Source organism: Actinoplanes sp. NPDC051475 (assembly GCF_040689425.1).
Taxonomy (GTDB): domain Bacteria; phylum Actinomycetota; class Actinomycetes; order Mycobacteriales; family Micromonosporaceae; genus Actinoplanes.
Genome location: NZ_JBFAZZ010000017.1, coordinates 40,309 through 59,289, shown reverse-complemented (window position 1 = coordinate 59,289; position 18,981 = coordinate 40,309). Strand labels below are relative to the sequence as shown.

Sequence of the window (18,981 nt, the reverse complement as noted above, 5' to 3'; positions counted from 1 at the left end):
TCGGCGGACGCCAGCGACGAAGGTTCCGACCACCGCGGAGATCCGCCAGAATGGACACCGCCGAACGGGTGGCAAGCCATTCTTCGCCCTGCCGGGGAATTGATTCCGAATGGGGGCTCCGACCACCCCCGGGAGCGGTAATCGTGTCAGCCTGGCGTCAAAGTTCTTGCAGGACCGGCACCGGTGCGATGTCCTTTGCTGATCGGCGTCATTGGGGGGCACGCCATGACGAATGATCAATTCGATTCGGACGGCCTCGGCGTGCTCATCGTCGACGACATCGCGGTGCATCGGGACAGCCTCGTCACGGCGCTCGCCGGACGGCCGGACGTCGCCTACGCGGCCGGCGCGGCCGGCAGCGACGACGCCCTGCGGCTGCTGCGCGCGCGCCGGTTCTCGGTGGTGCTGCTCAGCATGGCCGGGCTGGAGAGCCGTGGCATCTGCCGGGACATCGTCACCGCCGCCGATCCGGCGCGCGTGGTGGCGTACGCGGTGTCCGCCAGTGACGGCGAGATCATGACGTGTGCCGAGGCCGGGGTCGGGGGCTATCTGCTGCGCGACGACCCGTACGCGATGCTGGTGACCGCGGTGCTGACCGCCGCGCGGGGCGACATCTGGTGCCCTCCGCCGGTGGCGGCCGTACTGATGCGGCGGGTGGGCCCGCACGCGGCCGGCCTGGAGATGACCGGCGGGCCGGGCCGGCTCACCGCGCGGGAGCGGGAGATCCTCGGGCTGATCGACGGCGGGCTGTCGAACAAGGAGATCGCCCGCCTGCTGTCCATCGAGGTGCGCACGGTCAAGAACCACGTGCACAACCTGCTGGAGAAACTGAGCGTGCACCGGCGCGGCGAGGCAGCCGCTCTGCTGCGCAACCACACCGCCCGGGCCCGGCTGTGACGGCCGCTGGTACCCGGGGACCAGGCCGGCGCCTGGTCCCTTCTTGAGCACCTTGCTCCATTCATTGCCGGCGACCGCGACCGTAGCGTGGAGGCGCCTATAGGTTCCGGCCCGCCAATCCGGCGAGCCGGAGCCTAGAAGGAGGCCGACGTGCATTCGGTGCGAGTCCTCTTCGGCGCCTTACCGGCGGACCTGCACGACGCGGTGAGCGAGGTGGTCGCCGGCGAACCCGATCTCGAAGTGGTCGGTGTCGCCGCGAAACCATTCGCGTTGCTGCGCGCGGCGGGGACGCTGCGTGCGGACGTGGTGGTGGTCGCGATGGCCGGCGGTGAGGTGCCGGGCGTGGCGACGCACCTGCTCGACCAGTACCCGGGCATCCGGGTGGTGGTGATCGCGCCGCAGGGCCGTACGGCGCTGGTGTACACGCTCCGGCTGTGTGTCGACCGGTTCGCCGGCTCGTCCCCGCAGGAACTTGTCCGGGCGCTGCGCCGGGCCTGCCACCCGGTGGGATGAGGAAGGAAGGGATCGCCATGGCTGTGAGGATCCGCAACCTGGCCGTCGCGGGACCGCTGTACGTGCGGCTCACCAGCGGCCGGTCGGTACGCCTGTCCCCCGGCGGGGCCACCGAGGAGCTGGAGGACGTCGAGATCGCCGGCAACGCCAAGATCGACCGGCTCCGGGAGAGCGGCCTCATCGACGTCGAGCAGATCCCCGAGGACCGGCCCGCGGCCGAGCAGGCGGAGGACCAGCAGCACGAACCGGAGGAGCAAGCCGACGAGAAACCGGCCCCGCGCCGTACCGCCCGGGGACAGAAATAGGAGCGACCATGGCCACGGTGAGCTACCCGGGCGTCTACATCGATGAGGTGTCCAGCGGCGTACGCCCGGTGGAGGCCGCGAGCACCTCGACGGCCGCATTCGTCGGCCTGGCCGAGATGGGACCGTCCGAGGCGACCCGGATCACGAACTGGACCGAGTTCCTGAAGCTGTACGGCTCCTTCATCACCGGCGGCTACCTGGCGCACGGCGTGTTCCAGTTCTTCAACAACGGTGGACGGCAGTGCTACATCGTCCGGGTGACCCACCCGGACGCGAAGGTCGCCTCGGTCACCGTGCAGAACCGGGTCGCCACCCCGGTCCCCGGCGTGCGGTTCTCGGCGCGCAACAAGGGCCGGTGGGGCAACTCGCTGCTGCTGTCGGTCGAGGAGGGCAGCCTCGACCCGGGTAACGAGTTCCGGGTGACGGTGCGCCGGCAGGACGACCCGGACGTGGTGCCGGAGAAGTTCCGGGACACGCTGCCGCTGGAGACGTTCGACAATCTGAGCACCGACCCGGCCGCGCCGAACTTCGCCGGGACCGTGCTGCGACGTGACTCCGCCCTGATCGACGTGGAGTTCCTGAGCGGCAACACGGCCACCCAGCGCGGCCTGCACCGCAGCGGTCCCGCTCCGGCGCTGCCGCTGACCGCCAACCGGTCCTTCCAGATCAACCTGGACGGCGACGGATTCCAGCAGATCACCCTGCCCGACGCGGCGGCCACTTCCACCGACCTCGCCGTGGTCGCCGGCGCGATCAAGACGGCGGTCCAGGCGCTCACGAAGAAGCGCAACTCGACCAGCGCCACCGCGTTCTCCGGCTTCGACTGCACGGTTGAGGGCACCGGTGACCAGGCCCGGCTGCTGCTGCGCTCGGGAACCAGCGCCGCCACCTCCTCGGTACGCGTCCAGTCCGCCCCGACCGGCGACGCGACCGGCAAACTGCACCTGAGCGCCCGCGACGGAGCGCGTACCGAGGGCGGCGCGGCCGTGCAGCGGCCCGCGCTCATCGACGCCTTGCAGGTCGGCGACGCGGCGAAAGCCGGCGTGGTGACCGACGCGACGTCCGGTGAGGACGGCGATCCGGCCGGCGTGACCGAAGCGACGTTCAAGGCCGCGTTCACCCGGCTCGACGCCGTCACCGACGCCAGCCTGCTGGCCGTGCCGGGCGAGGCCAGCGCCGCGATGTTCATCGAGGGCGTCGGCTACTGCGCCAACCGGCCGCTGCGCGACATGTTCTACATCGGCGAGACCGGGCAGGACGACGTGACCGCCGGTGACGCCGAGGACTTCCGGGGCGACATCACCGTGGCCAACTCGTACGGCGCGCTGTACTTCCCGTGGGTGAAGGCCCTCGATCCGAGCGGCCGGTCAGGTGTACCGATCCTGCTGCCGCCGTCCGGGTTCATCGCCGGCATGTACGCGCGGATCGACGCCACCCGCGGGGTGTGGAAGGCCCCGGCCGGGGTCGGCGCAAGCCTCAACGGCGTGGTCGGGCTGGCCGCCGAGCTGGGCGACGTCGAGCACGGCAACCTGAACAGGCGCGGTGTCGACGTGATCCGCCGGTTCCCCGCCGCCGGTGTGGTGGCGTTCGGGGCCCGTACGGTCACCTCCGACCCGGAGTGGACGTACGTGCCGGTCCGGCGTACCGCGATCATGCTGCGGGTCAGCGTCTACCACGGCATCCAGTGGGCGGTGTTCGAGCCCAACGACGAGACGCTCTGGTCGCAGCTGCGGCTCAACCTGGGCGCCTTCATGATGTCGCTGTTCCGGCAGGGCGCGTTCCAGGGTTCCACGCCGTCGCAGGCGTTCTTCGTCAAGTGCGACGCCGAGACCACCACGCAGGCCGACATCGACGCCGGGATCGTGAACGTCCTGCTCGGCTTCGCACCGCTCAAGCCGGCCGAGTTCGTCGTCGTCAAGATCAGCCAGAAGGCCGGCCTGGCCGCCGCCTGATCAGGAAAGGAGCGCGGCCGATGCCCCGGTTCACGGTGAACACCACCCGGTTCGACCCGTATCTCGGCTTCAAGTTCAAGATTCTCATCGACGGCCTGGCGGTCGCCGCCGTCAACAAGTGCAGCGCGCTGAAGCGCACCACCGAGGTCACCCCGTGGTACGAGGGCGGTGACTCCAGCGCGCCCCGGCAGATCCCCGGCAAGACCAAGTACGACCCGATCACCCTCGAGGCCGGCGTCACCCACGACACCACGTTCGAGGAGTGGGCCAACAAGGTGAACAACTTCGAGGGTGACGCGGCCATGTCGCTGGCGACGTTCCGCAAGAACATCACCATCGAGGTCTACAACCAGGGCGGCCAGAAGGTCCTCGCCTACCACGTGTTCCGCTGCTGGGTCTCCGAGTACCAGGCGCTGCCCCAGCTCGACGCGGGCGGCAACGCGGTGCTGATCTCCACGATCAAGCTGGAGAACGAGGGGTGGGTCCGCGACCCGATCCCCGAGCTCAAGGAGGCATAGTTGTCCGGCGGGACGCTGCCGGGTGGCTGGTTCGACGCCGGCGGGCAGCTGCACCGCGACTTCGACCTCGCGGTCCTCACCGGCCGCGAGGAGGAGCTGCTCACGCAGGCCCGGCACCCCCGCCCCGCGGCGCTGGTCACCGAGGTGCTCAGCCGTTGCGTACGCCGGATCGGCGAGGTCAGCCCGGTCCCGCCCGAGGTGATTGGTGACCTGCTGGTCGCGGACCGTCTGCACCTGCTGCTCCAGCTGCGCCGGGCCACCTTCGGCGACCGGGTACGCGCCGCCCTCGTCTGCCCCTGGCCCGGCTGCGGTGAGCGGGTCTCGCTGGAGTTCTCCCTGGCCGACGTGCCGGTGGAGCCGCGCGAGCTGCCCGGCCGCTGGCACACCATGGTCCTGTCCGACGGCCGCGAGGTGGTGTTCCGCCTGCCCACCGGTGCCGATCAGGAGGACCTCGCGCCGCTGGCCGGCGAGAACGAGGGTGCCGCGCTGACCGCCCTGCTGACCCGCTGCGTCGGCCGCCTCGGCGGCGACGACGACCCGGACCTGGCCGGGTTGTCCTCCCGGGCCCGGGCCGAGATCGAGGATCGCATGCGGCAGGTCGCGCCGTCGGTGGCACAGACCATGGACGCCCGCTGCCCCGAGTGCGGCCGTGCCTTCACCGCGCCCTTCGACGTCCAGCGATTCTTCCTGGGCGAGCTGCGCACCGACGGCACCCGCCTCTACCAGGAGATCCACTACCTGGCCTACCACTACCACTGGTCGGAGACCGAGATCATGGCGATGACCCGCGACAAGCGGCAGCGCTACATCGACGTCCTGGCCGACTCGATCGAGGCGCTCAACGATGCCGGTTGACGGCTACCTGCGAAGCGTGCTCACCGGCGCCACCCGCCCGGTGCGCCATCGCGGCGGCGTGCGCGACCTGCTCGGCCTGCCCGAAGCCGGCGCGAGCATCAGCTTCACCGGCACGCCGCGCGCCGCCGGCTTCGTCTACCGCCACACCGGCGCTGCCGCGCCGCAGCCGGAATCACCCTGGCAGATCCAGGTCATAGACGATTTCGGGTACGCCGAAAGCACCCCGCCACGCCCCACGCCCGACCACCCCGGTGATGGGAAGACGCACGCCGTTCGGCCCACGGCTGCCACCCCGGCGCCGTCGTGCTGGCTGGATGCGGAGGCCGTCCCAGCGCCGCCGCGGCCGGTCCACCAGGAGCCCGGGCGACACGGGCCGGGCGGCGGCGAGCCGGCGGTGGTCGTCCGAGTCCCCGGCACCACCCTGCCGCACCGCAGTCCCCCGGCGCCACAAGACCGGGACAGCGCCGGGCCGATTCCCCCAGCTCGGGACGCCGTCGGCACGCGATCGGCCGATCGGGGCGACGACCGGTCTCCAGACCCCGTACCGAGCCGCAGCGAATCGCCCGTTACCTCCACTCGTCACGGGGAGGTCGTGCCACGAGATCGGCGGGAGCGTGCAGGAGATGCCCGGCCTCACGCTCCGGCCGGGCGCCAGGCGGCCCAGCCGGATCGCCAGGGCGACGGAAGCGCGAATCCACCGCCGATTGAACTCCCACCGGCACAGCTGCCGCGCGGAAGAGGTCAGCGCAAAGAAGGCCGGCCCGAACAAAGCCGGCTCGGTGACGATCACGTCCGGCAAAGCCCGGCCGGGAAAGGCCTTCGCCCCGGCCGCGAGGCGCCACCGGCCCCGGCACGCTCGGCTCCGAGCGCCACCGTCGGCCCTCGGAGCCCGGCGCGCCCGGCGCCGAGCGCCACCGTCGGCGCCCGAACGCCCGGCCCGCAACGCCATGCCACGACGACCGGGGGGCCCGGCACACCGGCGGAAGACCCGCCCGGCGGCCACCCGCAGGCGACCGCGACCACGCCGCCTCCGCCGCAACCCCCACCCGTCGTCCTGTTCACACCGCGCCCCTCGCCCCCGGCCTTCTGGGAGCGGCGCCACATCGGACGACTCCGCAACCGGATCACGCGATGAGCGCCTCCACCGCGATCGGCATGGTCTCCGCCTCACTGCGCAACCTGCTGCGCGGCGAGATGGCCCTGACCCCCTCGGTCGACGTCACCCTGATGGCCCCCGACGAGACGGGAGGCCAGCGCCGCATCAACCTGTTCCTCTACAAGATCATCGAGAACGCCTTCCTGAAGAACCAGGACTGGACGGTACGACCCGGCACGCCACCCCGGCTGGTCGACGCGCCCCTCTCACTGAACCTGTTCTACCTGCTCACCCCGTATGCGCAGAACGATCCGGTGACGGGCAACGCGGCCGCGCACCAGATCCTCGGCGAGGCGATGCGGGTGTTCCACGAGCACCCGACGATCCCCGCCGAACACCTCGAGCCGGGCCTGGCGGACGCCCGGGAGAGGGTGCAGATCGCCTGCTACGCGCCCGACCTCGAGGAGCTCAGCCGGATCTGGACGACGTTCTCGCAACCGTTCCGGCTGTCGGTGCTCTACCAGGTGTCGACCGTCCAGCTGGACCGGTCGCCGGCCGCGGCCCGGCCGGTGCCGCAGCGGGTGCGCCGGGTCGGTGTGCCGGACGTCCGCGCGCCCTGGCGGCCGCCGGCGGTCGCTGCGATGACGCCGGCCGCCGGGCCGCAGGGGACGGTCCTCACCTTCACCGGCCAACACCTGAGCGGCTGGCGTGCCGACGTGGTGGTGGGTGACCGGCTGGTCCTGGACAGCGGCCCGCTGACCGGCGACAGCTTCGAGGCCACCCTTCCCGCCGACCTTCCGGCCGGCTTCCATGAGGTACGCGTGGACGTCTCCGCGCTTTTCCGCCGCACGTTCGTGGTCGAGGTGACACCGTGACCGCGGTCGCCGGATACCCGGACAGCCTCGCCCACCTGGCCGACGAACTGCGCCGGCTGGACCTGACGATCCGGCGGCGGCTGGCCACGGCGACGCTGCTCAACGACCTGGCGCCCCAGGGCCAGACGGCGCGGACCGTCTACATCACCCGCGACGAGGTGGAGTGGCTGCTGGACACCGGCGGCCCGCCGGGGACGTCCGCGCCCGAGCTGGACGAGGTCCTCGACCAGGTGTCGGCGGTGATCGCCGCCCGGGTACGCGCCGCCACCACGCCACTCGCCCTCCCCCGGCTGGGCCGGCTGTTCGGGCTGTCGGCCGTCGAGCTGCGCGCCGTGGTGATCTGCCTGGCTCCGGAGCTGCGCCGCAAGTACGACCGGTTGTACGCCTACCTCCAGGACGACATCACCCGCAAGCGGCCGAGCGTGGATCTGGTGCTGGAGCTGCTCCACGACGACGAGGGTCAGCGGTGGCGGGGCCTGCGGTCGTTCGACGACGGGGCGCGGCTGCTGCGACTGGGCATCCTGCGGGTGGTGCCGGACCCGGCCAGCCCGTCCGGCTCGTCGGCACTGGGCCGCTTCCTGGCCCTGGACCCCCGGATCTGCCGCTATCTGCTGGGCGACGACGAGGACGAGCTGGACGCCCGGCTGGCCGGGATCGCCTCGCTGGACCGCGCCGGCCGGCCGGTGGGTGGGCGACAGCCGGACCCGGCCGGTGGACTCGCCCGCCTGGCCGCCCGCCACGACATCACCGCCGACATGCCCGGCCCGGCCCTCGTCCTCGCCCTGCACGGGCCGCCCGGCTCCGGCCGCCAGGACCTCGCCCGGCAGGTCAGCGCCCACCTGGGCCTGGCCCTGCTCACCGTGGACGCGAGCACGCCCGCCACCACCCCGGACCTGATCACGATCGCCGTCCGGGAGGCCCGCCTGCGCCACGCCGCGGTCTGCCTGACCGGCCCGGACGCCGCGCCGGACGACGGCCGCCCGCTGCTCGCCGCCCTGGCCGGCGCGCTGCACGACCTGGGCGGGCTGGCCGTCGTCACCACCATCGAGCCGTGGCGTGACACGGCCCTCCCCGGCATTCCCGTGCACGAGGTCACCCTGGCCCTGCCCGACGTGCCGCGCAGCATCGCCCTGTGGCGGGACGCCTTGTCTACGCGTACCCCCGAATCCCGAACCTGGGCCGGTGAGCTGGCCGAACGCTTCCGATTCGGCCCGGGCGCGATCCGCGCGGCCGCCGCCGAGGCGGACCGGCGCCGGCTCACCGAGGCCGAGCCGCGCGCGCTCACCCTCTCCGATGTGTACGCGGCCTGCCGGGACCGCTCCGCCGGGCGGCTCGCCGACCTGGCCGTCGCGGTCCACCCGGCCTGTGGATGGGACGACCTGGTGCTGCCCGAGCCGCAGCTGCGGATGCTGCGCGACATCTGCGCGCAGGCCCGGCACCGGCAGCGGGTGTACGGCGGGTGGGGGTTCGGCACGCTCGGCGGGCGGGGCACCGGGGTGACGGCGCTGTTCGGCGGCCCGCCGGGTACCGGCAAGACGATGGCCGCCGAGGTGTGCGCCGCCGACCTGGGCCTGGACCTCTACCGGGTGGACCTGTCCGGGGTGGTCAGCAAGTACGTCGGGGAGACCGAGAAGAACCTGCGCCGGGTGTTCGCCGAGGCCCGGGGCGGCAACGCGATCCTGTTCTTCGACGAGGCGGACGCGTTGTTCGGCAAGCGCACCGAGGTGTCCGACGCGCACGACCGGTACGCGAACATCGAGACCAGCTACCTGTTGCAGCAGATGGAGCAATACGACGGGGTGGTGCTGCTGGCCACCAACCTGCGGCAGAACCTGGACGACGCGTTCACCCGGCGGCTGCGGTCGGTGGTGGAGTTCCCGTTCCCGGACGCGGGCAGCCGGGCGCGGATCTGGCGTACCCATCTGCCGGCGACCGCGCCGGTGGCCGCCGACGTCGACCCGGAGGCGCTGGGCCGGGAGTTCGAGGTGGCCGGCGGGACGATCCGCAACATCGTGCTGAACGCGGCTTTCCTGGCGGCCGGCGACGGCCAGGTGATCGACCGGCGGCACATCCTGGACGGCACCCGCCGCGAGTTCGAGAAGATCGGGCGGCTGTGGATCGAGCCGGCCCGATGAGCGACGACCGGTTCACCCTGATGTCGCCGGGGCAGACGCGCAAGGCGTCCCCGCCGGTGCCGGCGAAGACCCCGCCGGCCGGGGCGAGCCGGGAACGGGCGCTGGGCAACGCGTTCCTGGGCAAGGCGTACACGACGATCAGCATGGAGTTCGACGGCACCGACCTGATCGTGTACGGCGACGGGGCCGAAGTGCTCCGCACGTCGGCGCAGTCCGGGCGGCCGGTGGTGCTGCGCGAGGAGGACGCCAAGGCCACCGGGGCGAACCCGGTGACCGACACGTACATGAACGACAAGCGGTTCGTCGGGGTGAAGGACTACGGGCCGATCCCGGAGGGCGCGTACACGTTCCGGCCGTCCGGCATCGAGCGGTACGACTTCGGCGAGCGGATGAAGCTCCAGCTCGGCGGGGTGTTCGGAGCCGGCGACGTGACCGTGCAGGGCCGCAAGATCCACGCCGGGGACTGGGGCACCGGGCGGGTCGCGCTCACCCCGAACGGGCCGCTACGGCAGGGTCCGTTCGGCGACGTGAGCAAGCGGGACGGGTTCTACCTGCACGGCGGCCTGCTGGCCGGCAGCTCCGGGTGCATCGACGTGGGCGGCGACTTCGACGAGATCGCCGAGCTGGTGCAGGGCTACCCCAAGCCGGTCACGGTGACCGTGCGGTACCGCAACGTGCCGCCGGTGGTGGGCGTCTTCACCGGTGCGTCCGGCGCCCTGGCGTACGGGCGGGCGCAGCTCCAGCACGGCCCGAGCGTCGGGCTGGGCGCCGAGTTCGGCGCGGGCGGGCCGCGCGCGCTCGCCTCCGCCGGGTACGACCTGGTGCTCCAGTGGGCCGGGGGTGCGCTGCGGGCCGGGGTGCGGCTCGACGTGCCGTTCACCGATCAGTCCGCGTTCGTCCGGGCCGGCGTCGGCGGCGGGCTCGACTTCCGGCTGTTCCGGCCGCTGTACGGCCGGCTCGTCGGCGGCTACAGCTGGGATCTGGGCGGCCCGGATCCGCGGCAGGGCCCGGAGCTCGGTGGTGGGCTGCGGCTCGACCTCGGGCGTACCCGGTGGGAGGCGCTCTATCAGGTGCTGCGCCCGGCCGCCGAGCAGGACCAGCAGGTCCACCAGGCGCTGCTGAAACTGGGCTTCCGGTTCTGATGGCCGGCCGGTCCACCATCCGAGCCGTCCCGGCCACCCGAGCGCCGGGCGGCAAGGCCGTGCCGCAGCCCGCCGCCACGCGGGCCCCGGCGCCGCAGCGGGGACTCGGCAACGACTTCCTGAGCCGGGTGGTCTCCGCGCCGGGCGATCAGCCCGAGGTGCACGCCGAGGAGCGGGCGCGGCAGGTGCTGTCGGCGCCGCCGGGCGCGTACCCGAACGACGGTCCGGCCGTGCCGCACCTGCCCGCCGGGGTTCCCGCCGCGGTGGCCGAGCAGGCCGGCGGCGGGCGGCCGCTCGGCACCACCGACCGGGCCTTCTTCGAACCGCGCTTCGGCGCGGGCCTCGGGCACGTACGCGTGCACGACGGCGAGCGGGCCGCGGCCCTGGCCGACGCCGCCGGGGCCGCGGCGTTCACCGTGGGCAGCCACATCTTCCTCGGCCGGGCCGGGCGATCGGCCGGCTACCCGGTGCTCGCGCACGAGCTGGCGCACGTCGAGCAGAAGCACACCGGGCCGGTGCTGTGGCGGGCGCCGAAGACCAAGGGCGGCGGGGGCGGCGGCCGCCCGGTGGAACGCCTCGAGGTGTTCGCGGACAGCACGAGCTATGCCGCTCAGGTGCTCGCCGAGGGGTTCCGGCTGCGCGCCGGGCCCGCCCGCCGGCTGTTCGTGGGGCTCGGCACGCGTTTCATCTCGTTCTTCGACACCGACGGGGCGCCGATCGACCGGGTGGCCGTCAAGGAGGACCAGCGGTTCGCCTTCCATCCCGGTGTCTACCTCGACCGGGGCGGGCGGCTGGTCGCGATCACCATCTTCCAGGGTGACGTGAACGGCCCGTGGATGCCCGAGACCGGCAGCAAGGGCTCGGTCGTCGGACACCGGATCCCCGCCGAGGGCGAGAAGCCGGCCGAGGCCGCCAAGTCCGCCCCGGAAGTGGTGTTCAACCTCGAACAACTCGTCGGCGAGCCGGACCGGGTACGCGCCGCCACGGCCCAGGTCGCCTCGGCCGCCGACATCGTCTACTTCGTGCCGACGATCGAGGCGAAGGAGACACCGGTCGGCAAGAAGACCCCGGGTGGCGAGTCGCAGTACGCCGGCCAGGTGGAGACCCGCGGCGACGGCGAGCCGGCCAACGCGCCGCCCTGGCCGGTGTCGATCGACGGCCCGAAGCTGGTGCCGATCGACGCGAACCCCACCTACAGCTCGAAGGTGGACTGGACCGCGAACGGCAACGTCACGGTCGCCGCGCAGGTCATCTCGCAGGTCGGCGAGACCATCCACTACAAGTGGGAACGCTACGACATCACCAAGTACGCCCGGCAGCAGCTGGCCGCGAACCCGGTCGGCACGCCCGCTCCCCCGCCCGGCGGCGAGAAGACCCTGGACCAGCGGATCGCCGAGTTCACCCGGGCCAAGGCCGGCTCCGGCACCGACGTCACCGGGACGGGCGGCGCCAAGCACGAGTTCGCCCGCGAGTTCGGCGACTGGTGGAAGGACACCCAGCGGGCCTCTCGCGGCGCGGCGAACCCGGGCGGCGACACCGCCGGGCAGCGGCTGTCCAACGCCGCCGCGAACCGGCTCGCGCTGGAGCTGGCGCCGGTGTCGCTGCTGGTCACCACGCTGGGCGCAACGCTGCGGCTGATCGCCGACCTGTTCGCCGGGCCGCGGGTGCAGCAGGAGATCCCGTTCGAGCGGGAGGGCATCTTCCTGATCCGGGTGATCACCACGCCGGCGGTCAACGAGGACCGGCAGGGCCGGCCGATCATCCGGCCGCCGTCGGTCGCCGCCCGGGTCACCGAGGCCGCCCCGATGGACCGCAACGTGCGGGAGTCGCTCGACGAGCCGGCCGCGCAGCTCGCCGAGCTGCAGGCGCAGATCGACCTGGCGAAGGCTGCCGGCGACACCAAGAAGGCCGAGTACCTGACCAGCCTGCTCACCGAGGCGAAGCTGCGCTTCGAGGGCACCCCGCTGCAACTGCTGCGGCAGCGCCGGGCGGCGAAACCGGCCGATCCCAAGGTCACCGGGTACGCCCGGGAGCGGGAACTGGAGCAGCTCGACGACCAGATCGCCCTGGCCGTACGGCACGAGCAGCAGCGCACCGCGGGCGCCGGCGCCGACCTGGCCCCGGCGGTACGCGTCAACGCGACGCTGGTGTCCGAGGTGACCGGCGAGCAGTATCCGCTGCTCATCTCGGCCGGTCCGATGGCCAAGGACGGCACCAAGCACCGCTGGTTGATCAGCGATGTCACCAACCGGGACGGCGAGGCGTACATCGGGCTCGGCGACACCCCGAGCGCCGCGTTCCTGTCGGCGCTGACCAAGTTCGGCGGCAAGGCGGCGTACGGGCGGGGCCGGATCGGCGTACGGACCGCGGGTCTCGGCCTGGAAACCGCCGCACCGGCCGAGCTGCTGGTGGACAGCCAGCCGACCGACTGGGCCCTGGCCGAGAAGCGCCTGGACGACCTGGTGATGACGCTGGCCGCACTCGGGTTGTTCGTGGCGTCGGCGGGCGTGGCCGGCGCGGTGATCGGCGCCGGGGTGGCCGCCGCCCGGCTCATCCACCGCTGGCAGGCCGGCACGCTGCGGCTGGACGCGCAGACCGTGAACGACGTGCTCGGCCTGCTCGGCGGGCTGGGCGCGACCGGGCAGCTCGCGGCGGGCCTGCGGGTGCAGAAGTTCGAGAAGATGTTCGCGATCACCCTGGAGGGCGGCACGACGAGCGCCCAGATCGAGACGGCGGCGCAGGCGCTGCGCGGCGCGCAGACGCTCGCCAAGGTCGTGGCGGTGGCCAACGAGGCGATCAACTACGGCGGGCTGCTCTGGGGCAACGTGCAGTTCCTCGACCAGATGGTGTCGATCGCCGCGCAGGAGCGGTCGGGTGCGCTCACGCATGCGGCGGCGCGGCGGGCGCGGGCGAATGCGATCTCGTCGGCGGTGCAGAACAACGGACTGTTCCTGGCCGCCAACGTGCTCAAGGCGAAAGGGCAGGTCAAGGCCGAGGAGCTCCAGGCCGCCAAGGAAGCGCAAGCCGCCAAGGAAGCCCAGGCGCCGAAGGAGCCCACGACCACCGGCCGGCCCGAGCCCGCGCCGATCGGCGAGCGCCGGGCCACCCTCATCGAGCTGCGCGAGGCCCTGCCCACCGACCTGCGGCAGAAGCTCACCGTCGACCCGAACCTGAAGGGCGACACCGTCAAGGTCGACTACACGGTGGACCCGGCCACCCGGCTGATCACCGAGATCACCATCCGCTGCGGCCCGGACGCCCGGCCCGGCACGGTGGCGCTGCACACCGAGACGGTCCGCACCATGGAGAAGTACCAGGGGCTCTCCGGCCGGGTGCAGCAGGCCCTGAACTGGCTGCGCGACCTGGTCGGCGTCGACACCCTCGACCCCGGCAACAAGCCGCAGTTCGAGGCGCAGCTGGAGATCCGGAAGCTGCCGAAGCTGATCGAGGCGCAGCTGGAGCGGATGAAGACGATGGAGCCCGGCGCCCGCGACCGGGCCGAGGGCGAGCTGGCGAAACTTCAGGTCGACCTGGACCGGCACCTGCGCACCCTGGACCTGGGCCCGGTCGGGGAGGGCGTCGGCTACGTCGCCGCGGAGGGCCTGTCCAAGGCCAAGCAGAAGAAGTACGCCGAGCTGCTGGAGCGCCTGCGCGAGCACGACGCCGGCACGGACACCCACAAGAAGATCCGAAGGGAGATGTACGAGCTGGTCGGCGGCACCCTGGAGTACCCGGCCTGGGAGAGCATCTACCAGGCGAACGTGACCCGCGCCCGCAAGGCGAACGCGGTGGTGTCCGCCGAGCACTCCCGGCTCGGCTGGGGTAAGACAGAGGTGACCGTGCAGGTCGGCAACGAGGTGCGCCGGCTGGACATCGCCGACGTCAAGTCGCGGCGTGGTGTCGAGGTGAAGGCGTACGAGACCGGCACGATCTATGCGTCCGGAGAGATCCTGGCCGAGGTGCGGCGGGACGCGGCCCTGGTCCGGCAGGGCTGGAGCATCAAGTGGATCCTGATCGACACCGAGGCCAGCGGCCCGCTGCTGCAGGCGCTGCGCGACGGGCGGATCCTGGTCGAGTTCCGTGACACCGTCCGCGGCGGCACCGAGTTCTCCCGCCGGATCCTGCCGGCCCGACAATAGGAGCGTCCATGGCCGACGATTTCGCCGCCCTCCGCCTGCACAGCGAGGCGGAGTTCCAGTCCTGGCTCGCCCGCGACGTGGAGGCCCGCGACGAGCTGTACGAGCTGATCGGTCACGAGCTCGGCATCACCCCGGCCTCGCTGGACGAGCTGGAGGCGTACCTGCTGAACCGCTTCCCCGGCCCGGACGACGCGCTGAAGGTCGGCGGGCGGGAGGTCACCGACGCCGCCGCCCGGCACGCCGGCCTGGTCCTGGTGCTCGGGGTCGAGGAAGCGCGCTGGGACATCGAACTGTCCGACACCGACGACGCCTACTACCGGCTGCCCGTGGTGCGGCTGGCCGACGGCTCCTCCGAGTGCCCGCTGTCGCTGGTGACCGCCGCCCTGGACCGACGTACCGGCGACTACCTGAGCGGCGTCATCGGCTACCTGGTCGAGCCGGACTGATCCCTGCGGACCGGCCGGGGACCACGAGGTACCAGGGCCGGTCCTGGTCCCTAGTTGGGAGTCTGTGTCTATTCAGTCGCGGCCGGGCCCGCTCGTACGGTGAAGGTCGCCGCTGGGCGGCGGCGGACCGGTGAGGTGATGCGGCGATGAGCGACGGATTCCCCGGCAAGCCGCGGGTGCTGCGCGGCGCTTTCGTCGAGTTCGGGCTGAGCCTGCCGCCGCTGTTCGTGGTGTTCCAGTACAACCCGCTCCAGCTGACCCGCAACCGGTCGCTGACGTTCGCGCCGCCGGGCGGCACGGCCACCGTACCGGCCGGCGGGCAGGCGCCGGCCGCACCGGCCCGCAGTCTGCGCCAGTTCCACGCCGGTCTGAAGGACCTGACCGAGCTGCGCCAGCAGCAACAGGTGACGGTGCAGGAGCAGACCATCGGGTTCGACATCCGGCTCGACGCGACCGACAAGCTCGACGACCGGGACACCATCACCGAGCAGTTCGGCATCGCCCCGCAGCTGTCCACCCTCGAGCTGATGGTGTTCCCCAAGGGAGAGAGCCTGCTCGGCGCGGCCCTGGGCGCACTGCTCGGCGCGCCGGAGGGCTTCAGCTTCACCCGGGGCGAGAACCCGCCGATGGTGCTGTTCATCTTCGGCCGCAAACGGGTGCTGCCGGTGAACATCAACTCGATGAACATCACCGAGACCGAGTTCAGCACCGACCTCAACCCCATCCGCGCCACGGTCGCCGTCAACCTGACCGTCATCGAGGGCAAGAGCCTGCCGTACCTGTATTCCAAGGCCATGACCGAGGCGATGTCGGTGCTCAACCTCGCCAATGTGGCCGACCTGGCCGACGTCGTGGTCCCGGGGTGACGGCGATGTTCAGCCGGCAGTCCCGATATCGCGACGTCCCGGACGTGACCGTGCCGGACGCGCGCGGCCGGATGGTGCTGGCCAAGGACCTGCGGATGACGCCGGTCGTCACCGGCACCTACCGGCACACGGTCACCGCCGGGGACCGGCTCGACATGCTGGCCTGGCAGTACTACGGGCGGCCGCTGCAGTTCTGGCGGATCTGCGACGCCAACCCCGGCGTACTGTCCCCGCTCGCCCTGGTCGGCCAGGAGACGATCGACGCCGTACGCGTCCCGCTGACCGTGTCCGGGGACCCGCCGTGGGCCGAGCTGGTGGCCGCGCTGATCGCCACCGCCGGTGTCGACGACGTGCTCGTCGACGACGGCACCCGCCTGGCCCGGCGGCAGCGGACCGAGGACGGCACGACGTTCACCCTCACGGTCACCGAGCCGGACCGCGCCGTGGTGATCGCCTTCCACCGGGCGCGGATCGTGGTCACCGAGCTGATCACGGTGATCCAGGCGGCCGGGTTCACCACCGGCGCCCCGTCCGACGCGGGCCTGGCCGGCCGTACCGTCGTCATTCCCGTCGCGGCCGGCGGCTGACATGCCCGAGGACCGCCTGCGGATCGAGATCGGCGGCGCCGAGGCGCCGGAGATCTACGACGACCTGCTGTCGTTGGAGGTCGAGCTGGACGAGCAGCTCACCGGCATGTTCCGGATGACCCTGGCGCTGCTGCCGCGACCGGACGGGTCGTGGGCGCACCTGGACGACGAGCGGTTCACGGTGTGGCAGAAGGTGGCGATCAGCGCCGGGCTGGACGGCGACACCCCCCAGCTGATCAGCGGCTACATCACCCACCTGCGGCCGGACTTCGGGCCCGGCACCGACCAGTGTGTGCTGGAGGTGTGGGGCCTGGACGCCGGGGTCCTGATGGACCGCGCGGACAAGATGCGTGCCTGGGCCGGCAAGCGCGACAGCGACATCGCGTCGGAGATCTTCCGAGGGTACGGGCTGACGCCGCAGGTGACCGCCACCGACGTGGTGCACGAGGAGCAGGTGTCCACGATCGTGCAGCGGGAGACGGACCTGCAACTGCTCAAGCGGCTCGCGCTGCGCAACGGCTTCGAGTGCTGGGTGGACGGCGAGACCGGCTACTTCGGGCCGTCCGCGCTGTCCGGCAGCCCGCAGCCGGTGCTGGCCGTGCATTTCGGCGATCAGACCACGGTCGACCGGTTCCGCCTCGAGGTGGACGCGCTGGCCCCGGCGACGGTGGCCATGCACCAGATCGACCGGATCACCGGGGAGCCGCTCGCCGCCACCGCCGAGAAGGGCTCGGAGAAGCTGCTCGGGGCGGGCGGGCTGCCCGAGCCGGGCGTCGAGGCGGCCCGGGTCGAGGTGGCGCAGACCGTCGCCACCGGTCTGCCCGAGATGGACGCGCTCTGTCAGGGCCTGTGCGACCGGGGCGCCTGGTTCGTCACCGGGGAGGGTGAAGTGGCCGCGAACCAGTACGGCACCGTGCTCAAGCCGCACGCCACGGTCACCGTGAAGGGAGTGGGTGAGGCGTACAGCGGCGTCTACTACGTCACCCACGTGACCCACCGGTTCACCGTGGACGGCTACCGGCAGGACTTCAAGGTGCGCCGCAACGCGCTGCGGCCGTCCGGGGACGAGCAGTTCACCGCCGACGGCGGCGGGCTGCTGGGTGCGCTGGCGGGTGCGCTGTGAGGGGCGAGCCGGTGGCCGGACGCGCCCCGGAGGAGCTGGAGCGGATGGTGGCGGCGCTGGTGGAGCGCGCCGAGCGGCGGTTCTTCGGCAAGTACCGGGGCCGGGTGGTCGACAACGAGGACCCGCTGCGCCTGGGCCGGCTGCGGGTCAGCGTGCCCAGCGTGCTCGGCCCGGACGTGGTCACCGGCTGGGCCACCCCGTGCGCCCCGTACGGCGGCACGGCCGGGCAGGGCCTGCTGCTGGTGCCGGACCGGGAGGCCGGGGTGTGGGTCGAGTTCGAGGAGGGCGACCCGGAGTTCCCGATCTGGTGCGGCACGTTCTGGAGCAAGCCGTCCGCGGGCAGCGAGCTGCCGAAGCCGAACAAGGCCGACGGCGCGGAGGACGACGAGCCGCAGGCAGCGCCCACCCGCAAGACGTTCAAGACCCGCAAGGGCCACACCTTGCAGTTCGAGGACGCCGACGGCGCCGAGGTGGTGCTGCTGCGCGAGGGCGTCAAGGGTCACCGGATCGTGCTGGACGCCGACGGCATCACCGTCACCGACGCCACCGGCAACACGATCGCGCTCACCAAGGACGCCGTGACGATCACCGCGAAGAAGCCGCTGACCATCGACGCGTCCGGCCAGCCGATCCGCATCGTCGGCAAGTCGATCGCCCTGGAGAAGGGCTGATCGGATGGCGAAAGCGCTGATCGTGAAGAACGACCCGGTCGACGGCACCGACACCCACCAGGTGGACGGCCTGAACACCGCCAACCCGCCGACCCCCTACGTCGGTACCGGCGACTACACGTACCAGGGCGCGGTGACCGGCGGGCTGAGCGACTTCGTCACCGCCGGCGGGACGCCCGTCGCGGTGGTGACCAGCACCAGCAGCCTGCGTCCCGAGGGCGAGCTCGCGCACAAGCCGCTCAGTGGCAGCAACTACCAGCCGGCCGCTCCGCCGCCGGCGCCGCCGTCGCTGAAGTTCACCCCGCCGACCGGCGTCGGCGACGGCAAGCCGGGCGCGCCCGCCGGCAGCGCGCTGCTCACCGTCGGCGGCGTGAAGGTGCTGCTCGACGGCGACAAGTTCGACACCTGCGGCATCCCCGGCGGCACCGGCAAGGGCACCGTGGCGGCGCAGGGGCAGACGTTCGTCACCTGCGCGGCCTGAGACGTGGAAGGAGCGGCATGGCCACCGGCTTCGGCTTCCCGTTCGCGGTGACCCCGCGCGGCACCATCACGCCCGATCCGGACGACGACGCCGACCTGCGCGGCCGGGTCGTGCAGGTGCTGCTCACCGCCCCGGGCGAGCGGGTCAACCAGCCGGAGTTCGGGTGCGGGCTGTTCAACCTGGTCTTCGACCCGAACAACACGATCATGGCGGCGGCCGTGGAGTTCACCGTCGGGCAGGCGCTGACCCGGTGGCTGGCCGACGAGCTGGTGGTGGCCGGCGTCGACATCCGCGCGCAGCAGGAGGAGCTGGTGGTGGAGGTCGCGTACGTACGCCGCCGCGACCTGGCGCACCGAGCGGTCCGGGTGCAGTTCCGGTGA

Annotated in this window: 17 protein-coding genes; all 17 read left to right on the top strand. The window is 72.4% G+C overall.

The window, feature by feature from the left end; translation table 11 throughout:
- Positions 1-225 precede the first annotated feature (225 nt).
- The 17 genes from AB0368_RS30080 (at position 226) to AB0368_RS30000 (ending at position 18,981) form a co-directional block, all read left to right on the top strand.
- On the top strand, positions 226-897 hold the full coding sequence (locus AB0368_RS30080; protein ID WP_366157381.1) for a response regulator transcription factor: 672 nt from the start codon (positions 226-228) through the stop codon (positions 895-897).
- A gap of 150 nt (positions 898-1,047) precedes the next feature.
- Positions 1,048-1,410: a hypothetical protein gene (locus AB0368_RS30075; RefSeq protein ID WP_366157380.1), complete on the top strand. Its 363-nt coding sequence runs from the start codon at positions 1,048-1,050 to the stop codon at positions 1,408-1,410.
- A 17-nt stretch (positions 1,411-1,427) separates the two neighbouring features.
- Entirely contained in the window at positions 1,428-1,715 is a 288-nt protein-coding gene (locus AB0368_RS30070) for a hypothetical protein (protein ID WP_366157379.1), read from the top strand.
- 8 nt (positions 1,716-1,723) lie between these two features.
- Entirely contained in the window at positions 1,724-3,667 is a 1,944-nt protein-coding gene (locus AB0368_RS30065) for a phage tail sheath C-terminal domain-containing protein (RefSeq protein ID WP_366157378.1), read from the top strand.
- Between the two features lie 20 nt (positions 3,668-3,687).
- Positions 3,688-4,185 carry a phage tail protein gene (locus AB0368_RS30060; RefSeq protein WP_366157377.1) on the top strand — a complete coding sequence of 166 codons (498 nt, stop codon included), beginning with the start codon at positions 3,688-3,690 and terminating at the stop codon, positions 4,183-4,185.
- Positions 4,186-5,040 (top strand): hypothetical protein, encoded by an 855-nt coding sequence (locus AB0368_RS30055; RefSeq protein ID WP_366157376.1) that lies wholly within the window; start codon positions 4,186-4,188, stop codon positions 5,038-5,040.
- A gap of 1,131 nt (positions 5,041-6,171) precedes the next feature.
- A complete protein-coding gene (locus AB0368_RS30050; protein WP_366157375.1) occupies positions 6,172-7,011 on the top strand; it encodes a DUF4255 domain-containing protein in 840 nt (279 codons plus the stop codon).
- Entirely contained in the window at positions 7,008-9,146 is a 2,139-nt protein-coding gene (locus tag AB0368_RS30045; protein ID WP_366157374.1) for an ATP-binding protein, read from the top strand. The genes AB0368_RS30050 and AB0368_RS30045 overlap by 4 nt, the downstream gene beginning before the upstream one ends.
- On the top strand, positions 9,143-10,288 hold the full coding sequence (locus AB0368_RS30040; protein ID WP_366157373.1) for a hypothetical protein: 1,146 nt from the start codon (positions 9,143-9,145) through the stop codon (positions 10,286-10,288). The genes AB0368_RS30045 and AB0368_RS30040 overlap by 4 nt, the downstream gene beginning before the upstream one ends.
- Positions 10,288-14,427, top strand: coding sequence for a DUF4157 domain-containing protein (locus AB0368_RS30035; RefSeq protein WP_366157372.1), 4,140 nt, complete (start codon positions 10,288-10,290; stop codon positions 14,425-14,427). Before AB0368_RS30040 ends, AB0368_RS30035 begins: the two co-directional genes overlap by 1 nt.
- An 8-nt stretch (positions 14,428-14,435) precedes the next feature.
- Entirely contained in the window at positions 14,436-14,873 is a 438-nt protein-coding gene (locus tag AB0368_RS30030; protein ID WP_366157371.1) for a hypothetical protein, read from the top strand.
- Positions 14,874-15,019: 146 nt separating this feature from the next.
- Positions 15,020-15,739, top strand: coding sequence for a hypothetical protein (locus AB0368_RS30025; protein ID WP_366157370.1), 720 nt, complete (start codon positions 15,020-15,022; stop codon positions 15,737-15,739).
- A 5-nt stretch (positions 15,740-15,744) separates the two neighbouring features.
- Positions 15,745-16,326, top strand: coding sequence for a tail protein X (locus AB0368_RS30020; RefSeq protein ID WP_366157369.1), 582 nt, complete (start codon positions 15,745-15,747; stop codon positions 16,324-16,326).
- A gap of 1 nt (position 16,327) precedes the next feature.
- Positions 16,328-17,449, top strand: coding sequence for a contractile injection system protein, VgrG/Pvc8 family (locus AB0368_RS30015; protein ID WP_366157368.1), 1,122 nt, complete (start codon positions 16,328-16,330; stop codon positions 17,447-17,449).
- A gap of 11 nt (positions 17,450-17,460) precedes the next feature.
- Positions 17,461-18,120 carry a phage baseplate assembly protein V gene (locus AB0368_RS30010; protein ID WP_366157367.1) on the top strand — a complete coding sequence of 220 codons (660 nt, stop codon included), beginning with the start codon at positions 17,461-17,463 and terminating at the stop codon, positions 18,118-18,120.
- A 4-nt stretch (positions 18,121-18,124) separates the two neighbouring features.
- Complete coding sequence (locus AB0368_RS30005) at positions 18,125-18,601, top strand: hypothetical protein (protein WP_366157366.1); 477 nt, start codon at positions 18,125-18,127, stop codon at positions 18,599-18,601.
- A gap of 17 nt (positions 18,602-18,618) precedes the next feature.
- A complete protein-coding gene (locus tag AB0368_RS30000) occupies positions 18,619-18,981 on the top strand; it encodes a GPW/gp25 family protein (RefSeq protein WP_366157365.1) in 363 nt (120 codons plus the stop codon).